The organism is Neobacillus niacini, assembly GCF_000759675.1.
GTDB classification, from domain to species: Bacteria; Bacillota; Bacilli; order Bacillales; family Cytobacillaceae; genus Neobacillus; species Neobacillus niacini_A.
The window spans coordinates 37,201-53,626 of sequence record NZ_BAWM01000036.1; the positions used below are offsets into that span (position 1 = coordinate 37,201).

General features: G+C 35.2%; 18 protein-coding genes and 1 pseudogene. 7 read left to right on the top strand and 12 right to left on the bottom strand.

Annotation, left to right across the window (positions count from 1 at the left end):
- Positions 1-270 precede the first annotated feature (270 nt).
- Positions 271-1,032 (bottom strand): TerC family protein, encoded by a 762-nt coding sequence (locus tag TR08_RS15350; protein WP_045519530.1) that lies wholly within the window; start codon positions 1,030-1,032, stop codon positions 271-273.
- Positions 1,033-1,060: 28 nt separating this feature from the next.
- Positions 1,061-1,498, bottom strand: coding sequence for a MarR family winged helix-turn-helix transcriptional regulator (locus TR08_RS15355; RefSeq protein ID WP_052427478.1), 438 nt, complete (start codon positions 1,496-1,498; stop codon positions 1,061-1,063).
- A 344-nt stretch (positions 1,499-1,842) separates the two neighbouring features.
- Here TR08_RS15355 and TR08_RS15360 point away from each other — a divergent pair, with 344 nt between their 5' ends.
- Positions 1,843-3,264 carry a Na+/H+ antiporter NhaC family protein gene (locus tag TR08_RS15360; RefSeq protein ID WP_081954501.1) on the top strand — a complete coding sequence of 474 codons (1,422 nt, stop codon included), beginning with the start codon at positions 1,843-1,845 and terminating at the stop codon, positions 3,262-3,264.
- A gap of 171 nt (positions 3,265-3,435) precedes the next feature.
- A pseudogene (locus TR08_RS32025) lies at positions 3,436-3,570 on the top strand (SRPBCC family protein); the annotation flags it as partial.
- Between the two features lie 157 nt (positions 3,571-3,727).
- Here the strand turns inward: TR08_RS32025 and TR08_RS15370 are convergent.
- Both TR08_RS15370 and guaD read right to left on the bottom strand, forming a co-directional pair.
- On the bottom strand, positions 3,728-4,978 hold the full coding sequence (locus TR08_RS15370) for an ATP-binding protein (protein ID WP_081954502.1): 1,251 nt from the start codon (positions 4,976-4,978) through the stop codon (positions 3,728-3,730).
- A gap of 353 nt (positions 4,979-5,331) precedes the next feature.
- Complete coding sequence (gene guaD, locus TR08_RS15375; protein WP_045519534.1) at positions 5,332-6,690, bottom strand: guanine deaminase; 1,359 nt, start codon at positions 6,688-6,690, stop codon at positions 5,332-5,334.
- Between the two features lie 407 nt (positions 6,691-7,097).
- Between guaD and TR08_RS31090 the strand changes: the two genes are divergently transcribed.
- Together TR08_RS31090 and TR08_RS31095 are read left to right on the top strand one after the other, a co-directional pair.
- Positions 7,098-7,214 (top strand): YjcZ family sporulation protein, encoded by a 117-nt coding sequence (locus tag TR08_RS31090; protein WP_081954503.1) that lies wholly within the window; start codon positions 7,098-7,100, stop codon positions 7,212-7,214.
- Between the two features lie 42 nt (positions 7,215-7,256).
- A complete protein-coding gene (locus TR08_RS31095) occupies positions 7,257-7,346 on the top strand; it encodes a YjcZ family sporulation protein (RefSeq protein ID WP_081954504.1) in 90 nt (29 codons plus the stop codon).
- 558 nt (positions 7,347-7,904) lie between these two features.
- Here TR08_RS31095 and TR08_RS15380 read toward each other — a convergent pair.
- Positions 7,905-8,348, bottom strand: a complete 444-nt coding sequence (locus TR08_RS15380; RefSeq protein ID WP_045519536.1) for a cell wall hydrolase — start codon at positions 8,346-8,348, stop codon at positions 7,905-7,907.
- A 221-nt stretch (positions 8,349-8,569) separates the two neighbouring features.
- Between TR08_RS15380 and TR08_RS15385 the strand changes: the two genes are divergently transcribed.
- Positions 8,570-9,133 carry a CBO0543 family protein gene (locus TR08_RS15385; protein WP_045519538.1) on the top strand — a complete coding sequence of 188 codons (564 nt, stop codon included), beginning with the start codon at positions 8,570-8,572 and terminating at the stop codon, positions 9,131-9,133.
- Positions 9,134-9,900: 767 nt separating this feature from the next.
- On the opposite strand, the gene TR08_RS33955 is transcribed toward TR08_RS15385, so the two are convergent.
- Positions 9,901-10,101 carry a VOC family protein gene (locus tag TR08_RS33955; RefSeq protein ID WP_052427479.1) on the bottom strand — a complete coding sequence of 67 codons (201 nt, stop codon included), beginning with the start codon at positions 10,099-10,101 and terminating at the stop codon, positions 9,901-9,903.
- A gap of 220 nt (positions 10,102-10,321) precedes the next feature.
- Here TR08_RS33955 and acpP point away from each other — a divergent pair, with 220 nt between their 5' ends.
- The gene (gene acpP / locus TR08_RS15395; protein WP_045519540.1) at positions 10,322-10,552 is read left to right on the top strand and encodes an acyl carrier protein; all 231 of its coding nucleotides are present in this window, start codon (positions 10,322-10,324) and stop codon (positions 10,550-10,552) included.
- 108 nt (positions 10,553-10,660) lie between these two features.
- Here acpP and TR08_RS15400 read toward each other — a convergent pair whose 3' ends face one another.
- From TR08_RS15400 to TR08_RS15425, 6 genes are all read right to left on the bottom strand, one after another.
- Positions 10,661-11,695: a serine hydrolase domain-containing protein gene (locus tag TR08_RS15400; protein ID WP_045519543.1), complete on the bottom strand. Its 1,035-nt coding sequence runs from the start codon at positions 11,693-11,695 to the stop codon at positions 10,661-10,663.
- Between the two features lie 574 nt (positions 11,696-12,269).
- Entirely contained in the window at positions 12,270-12,470 is a 201-nt protein-coding gene (locus tag TR08_RS15405; RefSeq protein WP_007083691.1) for a cold-shock protein, read from the bottom strand.
- 496 nt (positions 12,471-12,966) lie between these two features.
- Positions 12,967-13,626 (bottom strand): YcnI family copper-binding membrane protein, encoded by a 660-nt coding sequence (locus TR08_RS15410; RefSeq protein WP_045519547.1) that lies wholly within the window; start codon positions 13,624-13,626, stop codon positions 12,967-12,969.
- 43 nt (positions 13,627-13,669) lie between these two features.
- Positions 13,670-14,236: a copper resistance protein CopC gene (locus TR08_RS15415; RefSeq protein WP_045519549.1), complete on the bottom strand. Its 567-nt coding sequence runs from the start codon at positions 14,234-14,236 to the stop codon at positions 13,670-13,672.
- 82 nt (positions 14,237-14,318) lie between these two features.
- Complete coding sequence (locus tag TR08_RS15420) at positions 14,319-14,900, bottom strand: DeoR family transcriptional regulator (RefSeq protein WP_045519551.1); 582 nt, start codon at positions 14,898-14,900, stop codon at positions 14,319-14,321.
- Positions 14,901-15,250: 350 nt separating this feature from the next.
- On the bottom strand, positions 15,251-15,610 hold the full coding sequence (locus TR08_RS15425; protein ID WP_045519553.1) for a hypothetical protein: 360 nt from the start codon (positions 15,608-15,610) through the stop codon (positions 15,251-15,253).
- Between the two features lie 207 nt (positions 15,611-15,817).
- Here TR08_RS15425 and TR08_RS15430 point away from each other — a divergent pair, with 207 nt between their 5' ends.
- Positions 15,818-16,330 carry a DUF3189 family protein gene (locus TR08_RS15430; protein ID WP_045519554.1) on the top strand — a complete coding sequence of 171 codons (513 nt, stop codon included), beginning with the start codon at positions 15,818-15,820 and terminating at the stop codon, positions 16,328-16,330.
- The last annotated feature ends 96 nt before the right edge of the window (positions 16,331-16,426 follow it).

Consider the following 16,426-nt stretch of genomic DNA (forward strand, 5'->3'; position numbering starts at 1 on the left):
GTAAGGATAGATGTCCCTACTCTTCATAAATAGCTGTATTTTGGCGATTTTATTTACCCACATTCAGGAATGGTCGATTTTCAGGTGTCTATTCTTCCAGTTTCGTAACCATAGAATAATCTTATCTTTAATTCAGAATCAATGGCTTGTTTAAGTGGCCTGGCTCTTTACCATGATACCTGATATTTGGAGATTGTCGATTTAATATCAAAGCCGAAAAATGCTGCAGCAAAAATTAGCTGCAGCATTTTTCGGTTGATAACTCCATTCCTAATGAGAGTACTTTTCTGCTCTAGATTTGCGAATATAATGGATAATGAATGTTACCAAAAATGATAATACCAAGAAACCGATAAAAATTTCGTTTGCAATGTGAAAATCCACCAACGTTAATCCCATTTTAATCGCAATAAAGGTGATTAAAATGTAGGCTGTCGTCTCTAGCTCAGGGACTCTGTCCATTAATGCGATGAAGAATGTCGCCACACCCCGCATAAGTAGAATCCCAATCATACCACCAAGTAAGATGACCCAAACTTCTTCAGAAACAGCTAGTGCAGTCAGGATACTATCCACTGAAAAGGCTAAATCCATAAGCTCCACGGAGATAACAGTTGCCCAGAAGAAACCAAATGTTTTCACTAACCAGCCTTTTGGTTGTACTTGTTCTCCCTCTTCTCCTGCCTCCTTGTGAAGTAGCTTGTCCTTAAAGAATTTAACTGCAAGCCACAACAAGTATAGGGCACCGATTAATTTAATCCACCATAATTTAATTAAAAATGTTCCTAAACCGATAAAGATGAATCGGAATATATAAGCTCCCCAGAGACCATATACCAATGCCTTTTTTTGCTGTTCTTTTGGTAATGGCTTAACAAAAGCTGACAACACTAACGCATTATCCGCCGATAAGATACATTCGAGGACGGCCAAAGATAGTATTAACCCCCAAGCTTTTGGTGAGGTTAACACCTCCGCCCACATATGCCAATCTAACATTGAAGAATAAGTTGATACAATTCCTTCCCACATGATGCATATCTCCTTTTATATTAAACGTTCAGTCCATTTTTTCCAGCAATTCATTCAATTTCTTGAGACCATTGATGATTTCGGTCAATGAATGATCTGTTTCCCCTTGAATGGAATGTGAGATTTTCTCGATTAATTCTTGATTGATCTCTTCTACCACACTAATTCCCTTCTCTGAAAGAGCTACCTTTACCACTCTCTCGTCTCCTTCATCTCTTACACGTTCGATAAATCCTTTACTTTCAAGTTTTTTGCACATCGTTGATATATTAGTTCCGGCAATATGTAACCGACTTGCTAAGGTGCCGATTGTATGAGTTCCATGTTGCTGTATTTCTATTAGTATCCTTCCTTGCAATGTGGTTATCCCATGGTGGTCACATAAAGTGTTAATTAAATTATTGGTTCTCTCATTAATCTTCCTTGTGTAGTTCCAAAGGATATTTTTAAAATCAATTACATCCATGGTTACCTCCAATTAAATATAATGTATATTATATATGATTTATATATATTATATATTATAGTCTTTTAAATATCAAATTTTTTTACCATAACTTTGCTAAACGAAAAAAAGTTGATTAACTACATGATAGTCGGTAACCAACTTCTTCTATTTAAATGACTCTTTTTCCATGATTTGATTTAATTGAAAATAAGATCCTTGTAGTTAATAAACGTCGTATCCTCTACAAATAATGTTCCTGAATGCAAGAATCTTGACTAAATTTGTTATTTTGCTTTTTTATTACTATCGATAGGGCAATAATATACCAATATGTAGAAAAACGAATACAGGGGGAAGATGCTTTGGAACATACTTGGCTTTCTCTGTTACCATTTTTAATTGTTATTGCCATGTCTATCTGGCTAAAAAATATCTTACCTGGTCTAGTCGTTGGGCTTGTTGTGGGTTCTTTGATTTTCACCTCGGATATATTAGATGGAACGATTCAAAGTGTATCCTATATGGTCACAACCCTTTCAGATAAGACCAATATTAAAATTATCGGATTTCTTTACTTGTTTGGCGGTCTTGTGGGGATGATGAACATTTCTGGGGGGATTAAAGGTTTTTCTGAATGGGTTGGGACCAAGATTAAGAGTGAGCGCGGGCTGCTTGGATTGATCTGGCTAACCCTCCCTTTTACCTTTATGATGCCGATGTTTCGGATTATGATGATAGGACCTGTCGTCAAATCCCTTGCGAAAAAAATGAACGTTTCCAAGCAAAAAGTCGGGCTGACGATGGATATCTCGACTGAGTCTGTCATTGTTCTTTTACCGGTCGCGACCGCATTTGTTGGCTTCATGGTTTCTTTAGTGGAAGGTAGTATTCGGGAATTGGATTTTGGTATGTCACCCTACAAAGTATTCTTACTGAGTATCTTGTTTAACTTTTTTGCCATTATTACGCTTGTTATTGGATTAATCCAAACCATATGGAATCGTGGTACTGGGAAATCCAATGTAAAAGGTGTTCAAGAGCAGCTGGATGAAGAAGAGCATGAATTTCATCGAATTGGAATTAAAAAAGAATTATCGATGGTAAAAGCACAGCCTTGGAACTTGATTGTACCTGTTTTTTTACTTTTAGGATTATCACTGTTTTTGTTGTGGCAGGACGGTAAGAGTAAAGGAGCAAAAACGGTTTTTGATGCTTTTTCTATTGCAGATGCAACCTTTGTCATGCTCTTAGCTGTTTTTATCACTCTCATCCTATCGTTCATTTTTTATATTATAAGACGGCAACATCTTAGTGAGCTGTTATACCATTTTTATGATGGCGGAAATCAGATGATGGAAGCGATAAGTCTGCTCGTACTGATTTGGTCACTTACACTATCTGCAGAGGATCTTGGTTTTTCTACCTTTATCAGTTCAACTTTGGGGGCTTTTTTACCAGCTTGGTTAACTCCAGCCACGATCTTTCTTCTCGGATCGATTGTCGGCTACTTTATAGGTTCCTCGTGGGGAACATGGGGATTGTTTATGCCATTAGGCGTTAGTTTGGCTGTCTCGACTGGGGCATCCATCCCGTTAACCGTAGGTGCAGTATTTGCAAGTGGCGCATTTGGGGCTTTAGCTTCACCTTTGGGAGATACCACGATTACGACTGCTTCCATTATGGATTTGCCGATTGTCGAGTATGCACGTTATAAATTGAAGGTTTCCTTGATAGGAGGAGTCATATCAATCGCATTCTATCTCGCTGCTGCCTCCTTTATTTAATATATCTACACACTTTTTGAATTTATCTACACACTTTTGTCCGATTTCTACACATTTTATTTCGATATCTACACACTTTTTCAGGAAATCTACACTAAATAGCTCGATATCTACAATTCAGTGATAAATTTAAGAAGCGAGGAATTAATTATGAACGTTTTAGAACTGTATGAGGAAGGTTGGACTGCAGAAGATATTGAAAAAGCCGAAACTGAGTATCGTGATGGTTCTGAACATGGTTGGAATTTAATGTTCGGTGGATTAAAGCAGTTAGTTGAAACAGGTAAAATTAATTATCCATTTTAAAACAGCAAACACGAGCGGTCACTTCCGCTCGTGTTTGTTCTTTTTTATAAAAATCACTTTGATTGACGTCTGCTTTTAAGTAAGTAATTGTTAAATATTCCTCCTAGGTTCCCTATTTATTCTATTCCAATCGCCGACCTATAAATAGACTCATCCGTTAAGTTATCTTCGGTAAGAGAATAATAAATTCTGTCCCAATATCCTTTTCACTGTTCACTTGTATTTTACCTTTGAATGAACGTACAATTTGAAAACTTACCATCATACCTAGTCCTGTCCCACTTTCCTTTAAGGAATAATACGGAGATCCAAGCATATCAATTTGCTTTTTTGTCATACCAATCCCTTGATCTTTAATGTTAATATTTATATATCCATCATTAGTTGATGTACATGTAATCCAGACAATTCCACCATTCGGCATAGACTCTATCGCATTTTTCAAAATATTAATCAAAGACTGATTCAATTTTTGAGGGTTAGCATAAATCCAACAGTTAGCAAGAATATCAGTTTTAATTTCAACATTATGGTTCAGGGTGTAACTTTGAATGATGTTTACTACACGTTGTAATTGATAACCTACGTCTATTCTTTCGTTGTTATAAATGGATGGTTTTCCAAAAGATAAAAAATCATTAATAATTTCATTTGCACGGTCTAATTCTTCAAGGGATATTTGGATATATTCCTTCTTTTGATCAGGCAGATCAGGTTCGTTTAGAAGTTGCAGAAACCCACGAGTAACTTGCAGCGGATTTCTAATTTCATGAGCGAAAACACTTGTTAACTCACTTATTACTCGTATTTTCTCCGAGTTATGCAACTCTAATCGTAGCTGGTGAATCTCCCTGATCGTTTCTTCTAACATAGCAAAGAACCAAGTAACTACCACTGCAAAGATAAGATGAATAATCTGCACTTTAAGATAATCTATGGAAAAATCTCTTAGAATTCCAAAAAAAGTAAGGCCAATAAAACAATAGTAAAAGGAAAGACCCACAGCAATTTTTACCCTTAAATCTTTTTTCGAACTTGCAAACGATTTTTGAAAATACAATATTACAGGCAGGGAAAATAATAAGACTAGAACAGTATTATAAAATCCTATATCTATTCCAAAATAAAGTCGATATAGGATGATAAGTGCTGATAGGAAAATTCCTGACAAAAATCCGCCATATAAGGTCCCAAATAATAGAGGAATAATTCTTAACTCTAAACGAGCATTTTGACCAAAAACCACTGGAAAGGACATGCAAGCTATTATTGTTATTCCCCACATAATGGTCCTGATTACTTTTCTATTTTTATCATTCTTTACCCTCTCTGTAATAAATGTATAGTATATAAATATGGGTATTAGCATAAACGTAAGCTGCAGCAAAAAATCCTTAATTATACTCATCTTCGTTACCTTTCAAATTCTCTTCAATATCTGAATCCTGCAATAATCATGTTCATTATGTTTATGACTGTTCTATACAAACAATCATCATACATTAAGTAAGAACCAATATTAGTATTTATTCATTACACATTATACTTTAAAGTTACCATAATTTGTCGACTTTTGTTTTCTTCATTAAAGTACAATGGAAATAAGGTCATTTGCAAGAATCTTTAAGAACAGAAATGCATAGAAATCGCTATATTCCAACAAAAAATGCCTATCAAATTATCACGCAATTTGATAGACATCTACTTTACAATTAGGGAACAGAACCTGTTAATATTTGTATTTTGGGTTCCTATTTAATACTACTGTGAATGTACTTTTTCACCTTGCACCCAAACTTCACAGATATTTTCTGGACGAACTAAATACATGATTTTTTGGAAGACGTCATGTAAGTCTTCCTTTTCATCATAAATTGGTAGTTTTGCTGTTGCTACTGTCGTATCGATGATTTGTACATCCCATGCATAGTTCTCTTCTAATCGGCCGATTGCTAGGCTTAAACTTTCTCCCCCGCCAGCACTTGCAAAATAGAAAGCTTCATTAATGGTAATACGTGAATTTGGCACGCCTCGTTCTTCAGCTGGAAGTGAAGTATCCACTCCATCCTCTAACATTCTCGAAGATATGACAGCTTGCCTGGCATTATCATAAATACTTGGTGAAAAACCGCCTGAAATATCGGAGCCTAATCCAATCGCTACTCCTTTTGAGTGTAAATAACCAATTGGGATGACGCTATTAGCAAAGTAAGAATTAGAGATGGGGCAATGGCTGACTGCGGTGCCTGTTTCTGCAAATAAATCGGCATCGTCATCATTTAAGAAGTTGCAATGCGCCATCACCGACTTATCTCGTAAAAGTCCAAAATCATGTAAGGCAAAAGCGTCATTTTTTTGAAAACGATCCTGTACATATCCATGCTCCCAATCACTTTCACTGCAGTGCGATTGGACATATGTATCATACTTAGCCGCTAATTCTCCCAACCCTTTTAAGGCATCGTCAGTACAGCTTGGAATAAAGCGCGGTGTTACAACAGGGTAAATACCCTGTTTCGTTGATTGGGCTAATTCGTTGACTGCTAAAATGAATTCCTCGGTATCCTTTAATGCCGTTTGCGTATCAGCGTCACGGTAGATTTCTGAGGTTTGGTCAGGATTATCCATAACCACCTTCCCCACTAAACCGCGCTGTCCTTTTTCTGCACAAATTTTTGCTAGCAGTAAGCTTGCTTCTTTATGAACCGTTGCAAAATAAAGAGCCGTGGTAGTTCCATTTGCCAGCAGCGTGCTGACAACATCTTGATACACCTTTTTGGCAAAACCAAGATCCGAAAATTTAGATTCCAATGGAAAGGTGTATGTATTTAGCCAATCATAAAGGGGAATATCCAACGCCGTCCCTGATTGCGCCCATTGCGGCGCATGTACATGCAAATCAACAAAACCCGGTAAAAAATACTGACCATCTTTTAAACACTGAAGATTATCTTGGTAAGTTTGTAGTATCGTCTGATATTCTGGATTTTCTGGTGCAACCACTTTCTCAATCAGTCCGTCTTCACTGATACAGAAAAGATGTTCTTTTAAAATATGTACCTCTGTTGGTGACTTGCTCGTAAAAGCAGTCCCCCGGAAAACCCGCGCATAGTTTTTCATCAACTTCACCTTGTTCGTATTGTGTTTTACTATTTGATATTATAGTGTATCAAATTAGGTAAGTCTATTTTGCAGGATCCTTATTGATTGATTGCTATATAAATATGGAAAAAGTAGGTTTATCAAAGTTCAGAATATTATCTTCTGAAAATCCAAATTTCAAACCTTATTATCAGTAATACTACTTTCCTTGGTTTGGTTTTTATTTTCGGTTTGAACATTCAATGTTTTCACCCTGAAAAGGCGTTTGCATGTATTGCAGACGCTTTTTTGTATTTTTTGAAACTGTTTAACCAAATCGCTGATTCTGTCTTAACACCATGGTAAATGTCCAATCGATTCTTGTCTTTTGAAATACATATATAAGGAATATTTATTCTTCAGATAATCCAAAAGGTGGTGAAGATATGGGCTTTGGTTACGGCTGTGGGGGCTATGGCTATGGTGGCTATGGCGGCAGTAGCTTTGTATTAATTGTTGTATTGTTCATTTTGTTGATTATCGTACTTTCCAGTTGGTGTTAATGTTCAAACCGACTTTTTAAGTTCATGCTGAAGGTGAAATAAATGGGTGAAGAAAGAGGATTTGGATTTGCTTTTATTATAGTATTGTTTATTCTCCTTATCATTGTCGGATCTTCTTTTATGGCCTACTAAATTGTACGGAATAAAGGGCAGGTTAAGTTCATCTGTCCCGTTGTCATATAGACTTCTGAAATGATAGGAGGATGAAATAAATGCCGTTTTTTGGATTTGACCGAAGAGATCGGTTTTTTCGTGACGACTTTAGAAGAAGACTGTTTTTCCCCTTTGTATTTGTATTTGATATAGATAGAAGAAGACGCTTTGAATTCGAAAGAGAAAGAAGAAGAAGACGTAGATTCTAGTAATAAAAGATTAAAACGGTATTTCTAGATTCCAACTGGTAAGAACAAGCTGCCACAAAAGGCAGCTGTTCTTTCTTTATTTCTATATTTGACATATTGATTCTCACCTCAATATATATATTTAACTCAGTTGTTCCACTAACTTGCTTCGTGAGTAAAGCAAGAAAAAAGATCGCCGCAACGCACCTTTCCAGTTGTCACTTTCTAGAAAAACGGATGATTTCGCTTGAGGAAGGAAGTTTCCAAGAGGACCTTTTTTATCCCGCTGAAAACCCTGAATATATTACTCAGAAAATATTATTTAAAAAAGCTTACTCAAAGAGTAAGCTTAACTACCGATATAAACACTATCACATGTTCCAGGTTTTGGTTCATAATAACAATGATTTTTAAATTGACCAGAATGAGGTTGACCGTACCATGTTGGAGGGCATGGAGCATACGGATTAAAGTACCAAAGAGCATATTTCCCTGGGTGTTGTCTCCAATAATCCAAATTCTGTTTTGCTAATCTCTTTTCAGCAGTTCTCGCTCTTTGATAAAATACATTTCCTTTTTGAACAGCTTCAAAAGAAAAATTTCCTCCTTGTACTTGAAAAATGACATCGGGAATTTTTCTTAAACCTTTAAAGTCTAAACAATCTGCTTTAAGACGATTAACAATTACATTTCCAACATATAACATTCCTTGTTTTCCTTCACCTTCGGCTTCTGCTCTCATCATCCTTGCCATTAAGTCAACATCTGAACTGCGGTAATTTACTCTAGGCATTTTTTCACCTCCAAAATATAGTATGAAAAAAAGCCTACAATGATGACATTGTTTAAATAATAAAAGTGATTATGCTAACATCAGGAATGCTTCTCAATCATAAAAAGAACATCTCCTATAAGGGGGGAGGCACCTGTTTTTCTTAAGATACACAATTGCATAAATTATAACTTAACTGAAAAAAATATATTATTACTATTTTTTAGGGAGATGTTATGAAAATGGCATTTGAGAAGGGGCTCGCTCAATCAGAAAAAGCTTATAATCAGTTCACTGAGATAAGTTCTTTACTTGCAAATACAGTGACGGAAGAATTTCTCTCAACCTGGCAATGGTGGTTTGGTCTCGCACTATTTATTGTTCCATGGATTGTTTGGTTTAGACTCAGGAAGAAAGATAGTGCAGGACGTCTCCTTTTAGGTGGCTTACTGACTATTATATTATCACTTACAATAGATCTTGCAGCATTATCTTTAGGGCTCTGGTCATACCCAATGGTAATCATCCCTCTATCACCATTTCTATTTTTACCATATCACTTTACTTTAGCACCAGTTGGTGTAATGTTCGCTCTACAAATAAAACCAAAAATGAATACCTTGTTAAAAGGAATCTTATTTTCTTCAATTGCTGCTTTTGGAGGAATGAATTTCTTTAGTGCCATCGACTTTTACAACCCTAAGAATTGGTCCACTCTATATGATTTTATAATTTTTTTAACTCTTTACTATGCGGCTTATTCGGTTACAAAGATTGAGAGCTATACTAAATTAGATAAGGGATAAACCTAATATGTATAACGACCTAGCGACCTCTTTTTAGACGAGAACTACTTTAATAAACAGGGAAAGCAATCAATTGTACGACATTCACTACGAGGACTCCAAAGCATAGGATAAACTGTTACGTTACAAGAACCTGAAGCATCTTAATCTATACAACTTACCTACAATAAATCAATATATTAGGCGCCCTCCCCTTTTAAAAAAAATGAATGAGCTGCGTTTTCTTAAGTATTTCCTTTTTTGCCAAATTGCCGAAGTTTATTTTCAGGGTAGTTGAAAAAGAGATTAATTAACTGGAGAAATATTAAGTCTAAAATTGCAGTTCTAACTATGTCTACAATCAGTTTATTAATATCTTGATTTTTAATTTTCGGTTCAAAGAAGTACCTCAAACAATAGACCACAGCGAAAAATAAATAACAGAAATAATGAAATTCCCTATTGTAAAAAGATTCCTACCTTCGTTTTTTATGTAAATATTCTATTCGTGAAATGGTATATCCTTCTTGAACTGACCCCTTAGTACAACAAGAAAAAAGACCGCAGCAGCGATCCCGGTTCTTTAACTCTTGCCCCCATTGGTTTTAGTTGATTGTTTTTTTCTTTCTTACTTCTTTCAATTATTATAGCAACTAAAAGACATCCAATCCCTATTATATGCCTGATAATATTACCTTCAAGGGAAAATTTAGTTTCATTTAAGCATTTCTTTGAACTCTTCCGTGATTTGTTTGACTAACTCATATTTTCCATCGGCTGTATTCTCATTATCCCTTGTATGCTTTCTGTAATTTCACAAGATCAAATTTCTTCATTTTAAGAAATGCTTTCGTTACCCGCGCAAGTTGCTCCGGTGTGCCCTTTCTCATCATCTCGTCCATCTCACTTGGAACAATCTGCCAGGACAAGCCATACTTATCTTGAATCCAGCCATACTTCTCACTAAACGGATACTTATCAAGTGGCATTAACGCTGTGCCACCTTCGAACAATTGTTCTAAACCTCATTTATTTTTTCACTCGCGTCTTTTTCTCGCGATGGGTCAAAATTAACTATGAAAGACACCGACGGATTTAACTTGAACAAAGGCCCAGCGCTATCGCCGGATATTGGCAATACTTTTATGTTTTACGTTACGAAATAGGTTGTTATAATGGTAGTTATGAAATACTTAGGGGGATGTCGAAATGACCACATTTGAAAAGTTAAAGCCTATTATCGCAGACCAACTTGGTGTCAAAATGGAGAATATCAAACCGGAAGCATCATTCAAAGAGGACTTCGATGCTGATTCGCTAGATATGGTGGACCTGACGATGGAAATTGAAGATGAATTCGCGATCGAGATTAGTGACAAAGTTGCAGCGAAGCTTCAAACAGTCGGTGATGTCGTAAATTATATTGAAAACCGTCGTTAACAAATAAGGAAGGCGGATAGCCCAAAGCATGCGTACTCTAGAAAGCAGGTGAACGTATCGCAGAAGGCATCCGCTACTATGTGTATATTACAGAAATGCAGTGTGTAATTACAGGGTCTTAATTTTTGTTAATTCTTGTTCAATACCACTCATTATATCAAATGCTCCATCTGACTTATTTGAGCAAACAACGACCTTAATAGATAAGCCAGGATAATAAGCAGAATGAAAGCTAACACCGGGATCATACCCCATTATATGATATTTAAGGATACTGTTATCGGTTTTTTTCTTAATCCAAATACCATAACCATAGTAACCACTTTCATTGACTTGTGTATGAGTGGATAATAGCTTATTTGTGTATGTTTCATTTAATAGTTGGTAATTCATAAGTGCATTCCATAGTTTAGCCATATCATAAGCTGTTACAAATGCTCCACCATCGGAACCACCTTTTACAGGTAAAGAATAGATGTTTGTTTTCCAAGTTCCATCAGGTTTATCGATATAGCCTAATGCTGTATTTGGCGGTAGAGAGTCAAATGAAAAGTATCCAGATTGCGTCATATCAGCTTTATTGAAAATATGTTTTTGAACATAATCAGAGAATTCAAGTCCACTTACTTGTTCCACAATTAATCCTAATAAAATATAGCCAGCATTGTTATAGTGAAAAGATTCCCGTGCTTGAGATTTCATAGGCTCGTTTTGAAACAATGGTAAGAAGTCTTTTAACTTTCTTATATGATACATAGGATTATTGACCCAAAGATCCTCAAAGTCATCCATTACATCCTCATCAAAATAATCTGGTATTCCCGAAGTATGTGTCAGTAAATGATGGACAGTAACTTTATTATCAAAATGTTTAAAATCAACTTTGAGACAATCGCTCAATTTAGAATCAAAAGAAATTTCTCCCTCTTCTACAAGCTGACAAATTGCAATTGCCGTAAAGAGTTTACATCCAGATGCTATTCCAAAGCGAGTAGCAGAATTATTTTCTAATTGATCTGAACGGTTGGCGTACCCAAAGTTTTTATCTAGTAAAACCTTATCCTTATCTTCAACAAATACTGAACCTGAGAAACCACCCTTACTTTGAATATTTGAAACTATTTCTATTATATTTATGTTCATAGCTATTCCTCCATATTTCTATTTTAACCTTGGAACTAACCAGCTAATAGAGGAACGATTATTATAGAAAATCCTAAACTGATTAATAATGTTACAACCCAATCCCTTTTTTTGGTCATTTTAAAAAGTATATTCAAAACCGAACTAATACACATACAAACTAAAAATACGAATAAAACCATCATAAGTGACTCCAAATGCATGCCCCCTGACAACAATAATATGTATTATTTTACCACAAAAGTCCAAATCCTTATTAAACTAACATGCACGTTGCACAATAAAAAAGGCTGCCGCAGCAACCTATAAGTAGGGATTAGTTGGTGCGTATGTATTTAATTTGCATGTCCGTTCGTTTATTGAGCTTTCTTCTGAATACTTCATAGTTGATCTAAAATGGGCAAAGTATGTTCAAACAAACTTTTTTATTTAAACAAGAATAACAATAGAAGCCTCCCAGATAAAAGGAGGCTCATTTTAATTTACATACAAATCCTTCTTCAATTATCCTGCTTCGTTAGCACAATAAAAAAACAGACTCTAAAATAGAGCCTGTCTATGTCCGACATTGTTATTAAGCTTTGCGAACGTTAGTAGCTTGGGGTCCACGTTGACCTTGCTCTACTTCAAAAGTAACTGCTTGACCTTCGTCTAAAGATTTGAAACCTTCGCTTTGGATTGCTGAGAAGTGAACGAATACATCGTCTCCAGCTTCGCGTTCGATGAATCCAAATCCTTTTTCTGCGTTAAACCATTTTACTTTACCTTGTTCCATGTGTGTTTCCTCCTGATGTGTGCTTTTGCACACAATATGTTACTATCCTTGCTCCCAGTGATCATTAAGACGAAAAGTTCTATTAATACTATCCTTTACACCGAACAAAAATAATTCTTCCTTAGAATACCATTTTTCGAAAATGTTTGCAAGCTTACCATCTATTATGTGAATTTATGTCACTTTCAATAAAAAGTTTTTTTACTTTCTACATTGTAGCTCTAACTTTTAAGAATAACTTGTAAAATTTATAGTCATCTTCACTAATAATTGAATGTGTAATTTATTCAGCTTATATGGCTTTAAATGGTTATTATAGATGAAACTATCTTTTTCTATATTAAAACTAAAGGTTTTCTCTTTCTTTATGTACCTTTTGTGTGGAGTTTTTTGTCAAATGCGACATAAAGGAGTCATTTTTTTCTTCAACTAAACTCATTCGTGAGTCAATAAGAAAAAGACAAGGGAATCTAATCTCTTGTCTTTTTAGAAATAATTATGCACGTTTTTTTAGAGAAATAACAAGCGATAATAACCCTGCAATTAAAGCAGCAATCGATACATAAAGTGGAGCATTTGAAGAATTTGTTGTTTCATTTACTTCTTCCTTATTAGCTTGTTCCGTTTTTACTTCTTCCTTAGATTCATTTGTCTTAACTGTACTATGGTGATCCCCGGACCCATCAGCTGGTTTTGGATTAACTGTAGTCACAGACGCAGGTTTTTCAGCATCTTGTGTTCCAACCCACTCTACTACGGTTCCATCCTGATAGGTTTGATAGGCTTTAAATACAATTTCCGTTGCGTCGTCTGCAACTTTTCCTTGAATGTTAAATAGTCCAAATTCTGTTGATTTTAACCCTTCTTCTTCTGCTGTCCACGTTACACTCGTAATCTTTTCTGAAGCATCTTTTTGAATTTCATATTTCCAGCCTGGTTTTGGTTCAATTCGGCTAATATTCACGGCTGACGGAAATTCCACTCTAATTTGTGTGGTTGGTACCGTTTCATTCTCAGATGGTACCCTTACGGTAAACATTTCATAGCTTCCTTGAGTTGTTTCCTTAGGCAGGACCGTTACATGTGCACTTGCAATTCCTGCAAAAAGTAAAAATGCTCCTAACATTACTGCAAGCGAGGTCATCATCTTTTTCATTAATAATCTCTTCCCTTCAACAAATTATAATAGACACAAATGCTTAACGTTTTTTCTTACCTGTGAGCAATAATAGTACGATTCCAAAGATAACGATCAAAACAATCGCTATCGTTACTAGCATGGTGGATGAAGAATTATTATCTGGCTGTTCAACTGTATCACTAGTGTTTTTTTGTTCTGTCTGATTGGTTTGGCTGTTATTCTCTTGCTTCCCTTGGTTTTCTTCAATTAAAACAGAATCCGTTTCTGATTGATTTTGATCCCTGTCAACAGTAAAATTTATTTCGCCTGTTATCGGGTGACCATCTTCCCCAACGATTTTCCATTGAATTTTGTACGAACCGTTAGCCAATGGCTCTGAAATTGCACCTATCAATTGCTTGTTTTCAACCCTTATATCTTTTAAAGGTATCTTAGATCCGTCCCTCATTAAATCCATTGTGCTTAATTCTTCAATAGTAGTAGCATAATTAAGGATGATTTCTTCCAGCTGTTCTGTCACAACTTGTCCTTCGGATGGATTGGAAGAAGACAGACTGGTGTGTGCACTTATGATGGAAGGTAGTATAAAAAATACGCAAAAAAAGAATAAAATGAATTTTTTCAAGAGTATGCCCCCTTTCCTAAACTTTTTAATACTTTTAACAACCACTATGTACAAACTCTGTAGAAGATATATCCATTACTTACTAGTCATGCTGGCAGCAAGCCTTCGTTTGTGAAATTTGTCCCGTCATTTTATCCATCGCCTCTGAAAAAGAAAATAATTTCCCGCCAAATCCCCGAACGAATCCTTCCGCATGTTCTCTTTGATTAAAGGGAATAGCTTGTGGCTGACAACAACTTAAATCTATGGTTGAATCAATTACAAACCACGCGTTTCTTGCACTTATGGTCGTATGTGTGAAAAAATCGCATGACAATGCCTCCATTACTTCTTTCTCTAGTAATTTATGGCGTATCATACCACAGTGGGTGCAACAGGCAGACTCAACCCTATTATTTGTAAGGATTAAGCGATAAGACAAACGATCTTGAATGCGGCGAGAGCAGACCACACATTCATTGTTATTTACTTGCCGGGTTGCTTTTTCTATCAGACTTATACCTCCAAATGTTTTTTCGACAATCCCTTCCTCAACAAGTGGCTTTATATCACGATGGATGGTCATGTCAGAAACATGAAAGATTTCACTTAACTCCGACACTTTTAGATTTTTACGCTGATTGATTAATTCTTTTATTTGTTGTTGCCTTTCGTTAGCTAGCATCACTATATCACCTCCTTTGTTTTCACGGTGAAAACCCCATAACAAAAGATAACAATATCTCACTTATTCAAACATATTCTAACACTACTGATACTATCACTTCCGATTGAGTTATTTAACATCCTCACTATAATATTCATAAAAATGTCACAAATCACCCTTACTATTACCTACTTCAACTGACCCGTTACTAAATAAGAATAAGCGATCCTTCTTTATTGAAGAATCACCCCCGAAAGTTTAAGAACAATATTTCACAAACTTGTTTTCAAAAAAAAAGAGCCGTTTAGACGACTCAATATGTTAAATTTACTTTTGTTTTTCTTTGCAGAAACATAATAACTTTTTCTTTATCTATTAATTACAGTACATCTCATTGCTCCTCTACGGATTAACTCCTCTGCTCTTGATAATGAAATTCTAACAAGTACAGCTTCGTCTTCATTATTTTCTACGTCGAAAACCAAAAATGCTCGACCATTTTCTATTAAAACGCATATGAATTCTGCATTATTACGTGGAATACGGTCTGCAATTGTACAACGTTGGACACCCGCTCTTATTAACGTTCTAAACTCCTGCTCAGAAATTCGGATAAAAACAAATTCCTCTAAGTCTATAACTTCAACTTCAATTTCTACCAGTAGAAAGAACCGATTCCCAATTCTTACTACACAATTTGCTCCAATAGAAACAACGTCATTATTCATTATTTTGCACCTCCTTTTGATTTCAGTAAATTCAAAAGGAATTTAAATGTTTGGACAAACATACAATTATTTTTGAAATTTTATTATATGAAACACTAAAAATAACGCAAAGTATAATATGAATGTTTGGTTTTCCTCAGTTCGAATCTAAAATAGAATATATGCCCATAATAAAAATAAAAATAATGATGATAAAGGATGGTTTCTTTGATTTATATTTATAATGATTATGGAGGGACACATACCACTTCTTTGGCTGCTGCATATCATTTAAAACAACTACCTCAATCGGAACGAAAACTAACCACGGAAGAAATATTAAATGTAAAATATTTCAATCAATTAACGAATGAGGATTTTGGAAAAATCATTTTTCACGGGAATGATGAAGACGGCAACTCAGTTTATACAATAGGACGGAAAAGGAGTAAACTTGTTGTCCCAGCATTAAAAGAATTGACTTTACTTTTACAAGAAAAATATCATTTTGATGAAAAAATAGTTCTCTCCAATACATCACCAACTGTTCCAATTGCTATGTCAATAGGGGGATTTTTCTCCAGAGGATTGAAAATTGACTTTATTGGTGTACCGTTATTAGTAAAAGGTGCTAAACAATGCTGTGATAATATTTTTCGGTTAGTTGAAAACACGAAACATGTTGCTAGTACCTCTTTCAATGAAAATGTGATTATTTTAGAAAATGAAATGTATAAATAATTCAATAATATTAAAAGTACATTATAATTTTAAAACGTTTATCTGAAAAGACTACCTGAACAAGGTAGTTTTTTTTAGTCGCTATCTATCTCAAGA

Bases quoted from the DNA above. Each gene is read 5' to 3' on its own strand.
- guaD (WP_045519534.1), bottom strand. From the start codon at position 6,690: ATGAAAAACTATGCGCGGGTTTTCCGGGGGACTGCTTTTACGAGCAAG.
- TR08_RS15410 (WP_045519547.1), bottom strand. From the start codon at position 13,626: ATGAAAAAGATGATGACCTCGCTTGCAGTAATGTTAGGAGCATTTTTA.
- TR08_RS33955 (WP_052427479.1), bottom strand. From the start codon at position 10,101: ATGCCACTTGATAAGTATCCGTTTAGTGAGAAGTATGGCTGGATTCAA.
- TR08_RS15385 (WP_045519538.1), top strand. From the start codon at position 8,570: ATGGCATTTGAGAAGGGGCTCGCTCAATCAGAAAAAGCTTATAATCAG.
- TR08_RS15370 (WP_081954502.1), bottom strand. From the start codon at position 4,978: ATGAGTATAATTAAGGATTTTTTGCTGCAGCTTACGTTTATGCTAATA.
- TR08_RS15400 (WP_045519543.1), bottom strand. From the start codon at position 11,695: ATGAACATAAATATAATAGAAATAGTTTCAAATATTCAAAGTAAGGGT.
- TR08_RS15425 (WP_045519553.1), bottom strand. From the start codon at position 15,610: ATGAATAATGACGTTGTTTCTATTGGAGCAAATTGTGTAGTAAGAATT.
- TR08_RS15405 (WP_007083691.1), bottom strand. From the start codon at position 12,470: ATGGAACAAGGTAAAGTAAAATGGTTTAACGCAGAAAAAGGATTTGGA.
- TR08_RS15380 (WP_045519536.1), bottom strand. From the start codon at position 8,348: ATGCCTAGAGTAAATTACCGCAGTTCAGATGTTGACTTAATGGCAAGG.
- TR08_RS31095 (WP_081954504.1), top strand. From the start codon at position 7,257: ATGGGTGAAGAAAGAGGATTTGGATTTGCTTTTATTATAGTATTGTTT.
- acpP (WP_045519540.1), top strand. From the start codon at position 10,322: ATGACCACATTTGAAAAGTTAAAGCCTATTATCGCAGACCAACTTGGT.
- TR08_RS31090 (WP_081954503.1), top strand. From the start codon at position 7,098: ATGGGCTTTGGTTACGGCTGTGGGGGCTATGGCTATGGTGGCTATGGC.
- TR08_RS15355 (WP_052427478.1), bottom strand. From the start codon at position 1,498: ATGGATGTAATTGATTTTAAAAATATCCTTTGGAACTACACAAGGAAG.
- TR08_RS15420 (WP_045519551.1), bottom strand. From the start codon at position 14,900: ATGCTAGCTAACGAAAGGCAACAACAAATAAAAGAATTAATCAATCAG.
- TR08_RS15350 (WP_045519530.1), bottom strand. From the start codon at position 1,032: ATGTGGGAAGGAATTGTATCAACTTATTCTTCAATGTTAGATTGGCAT.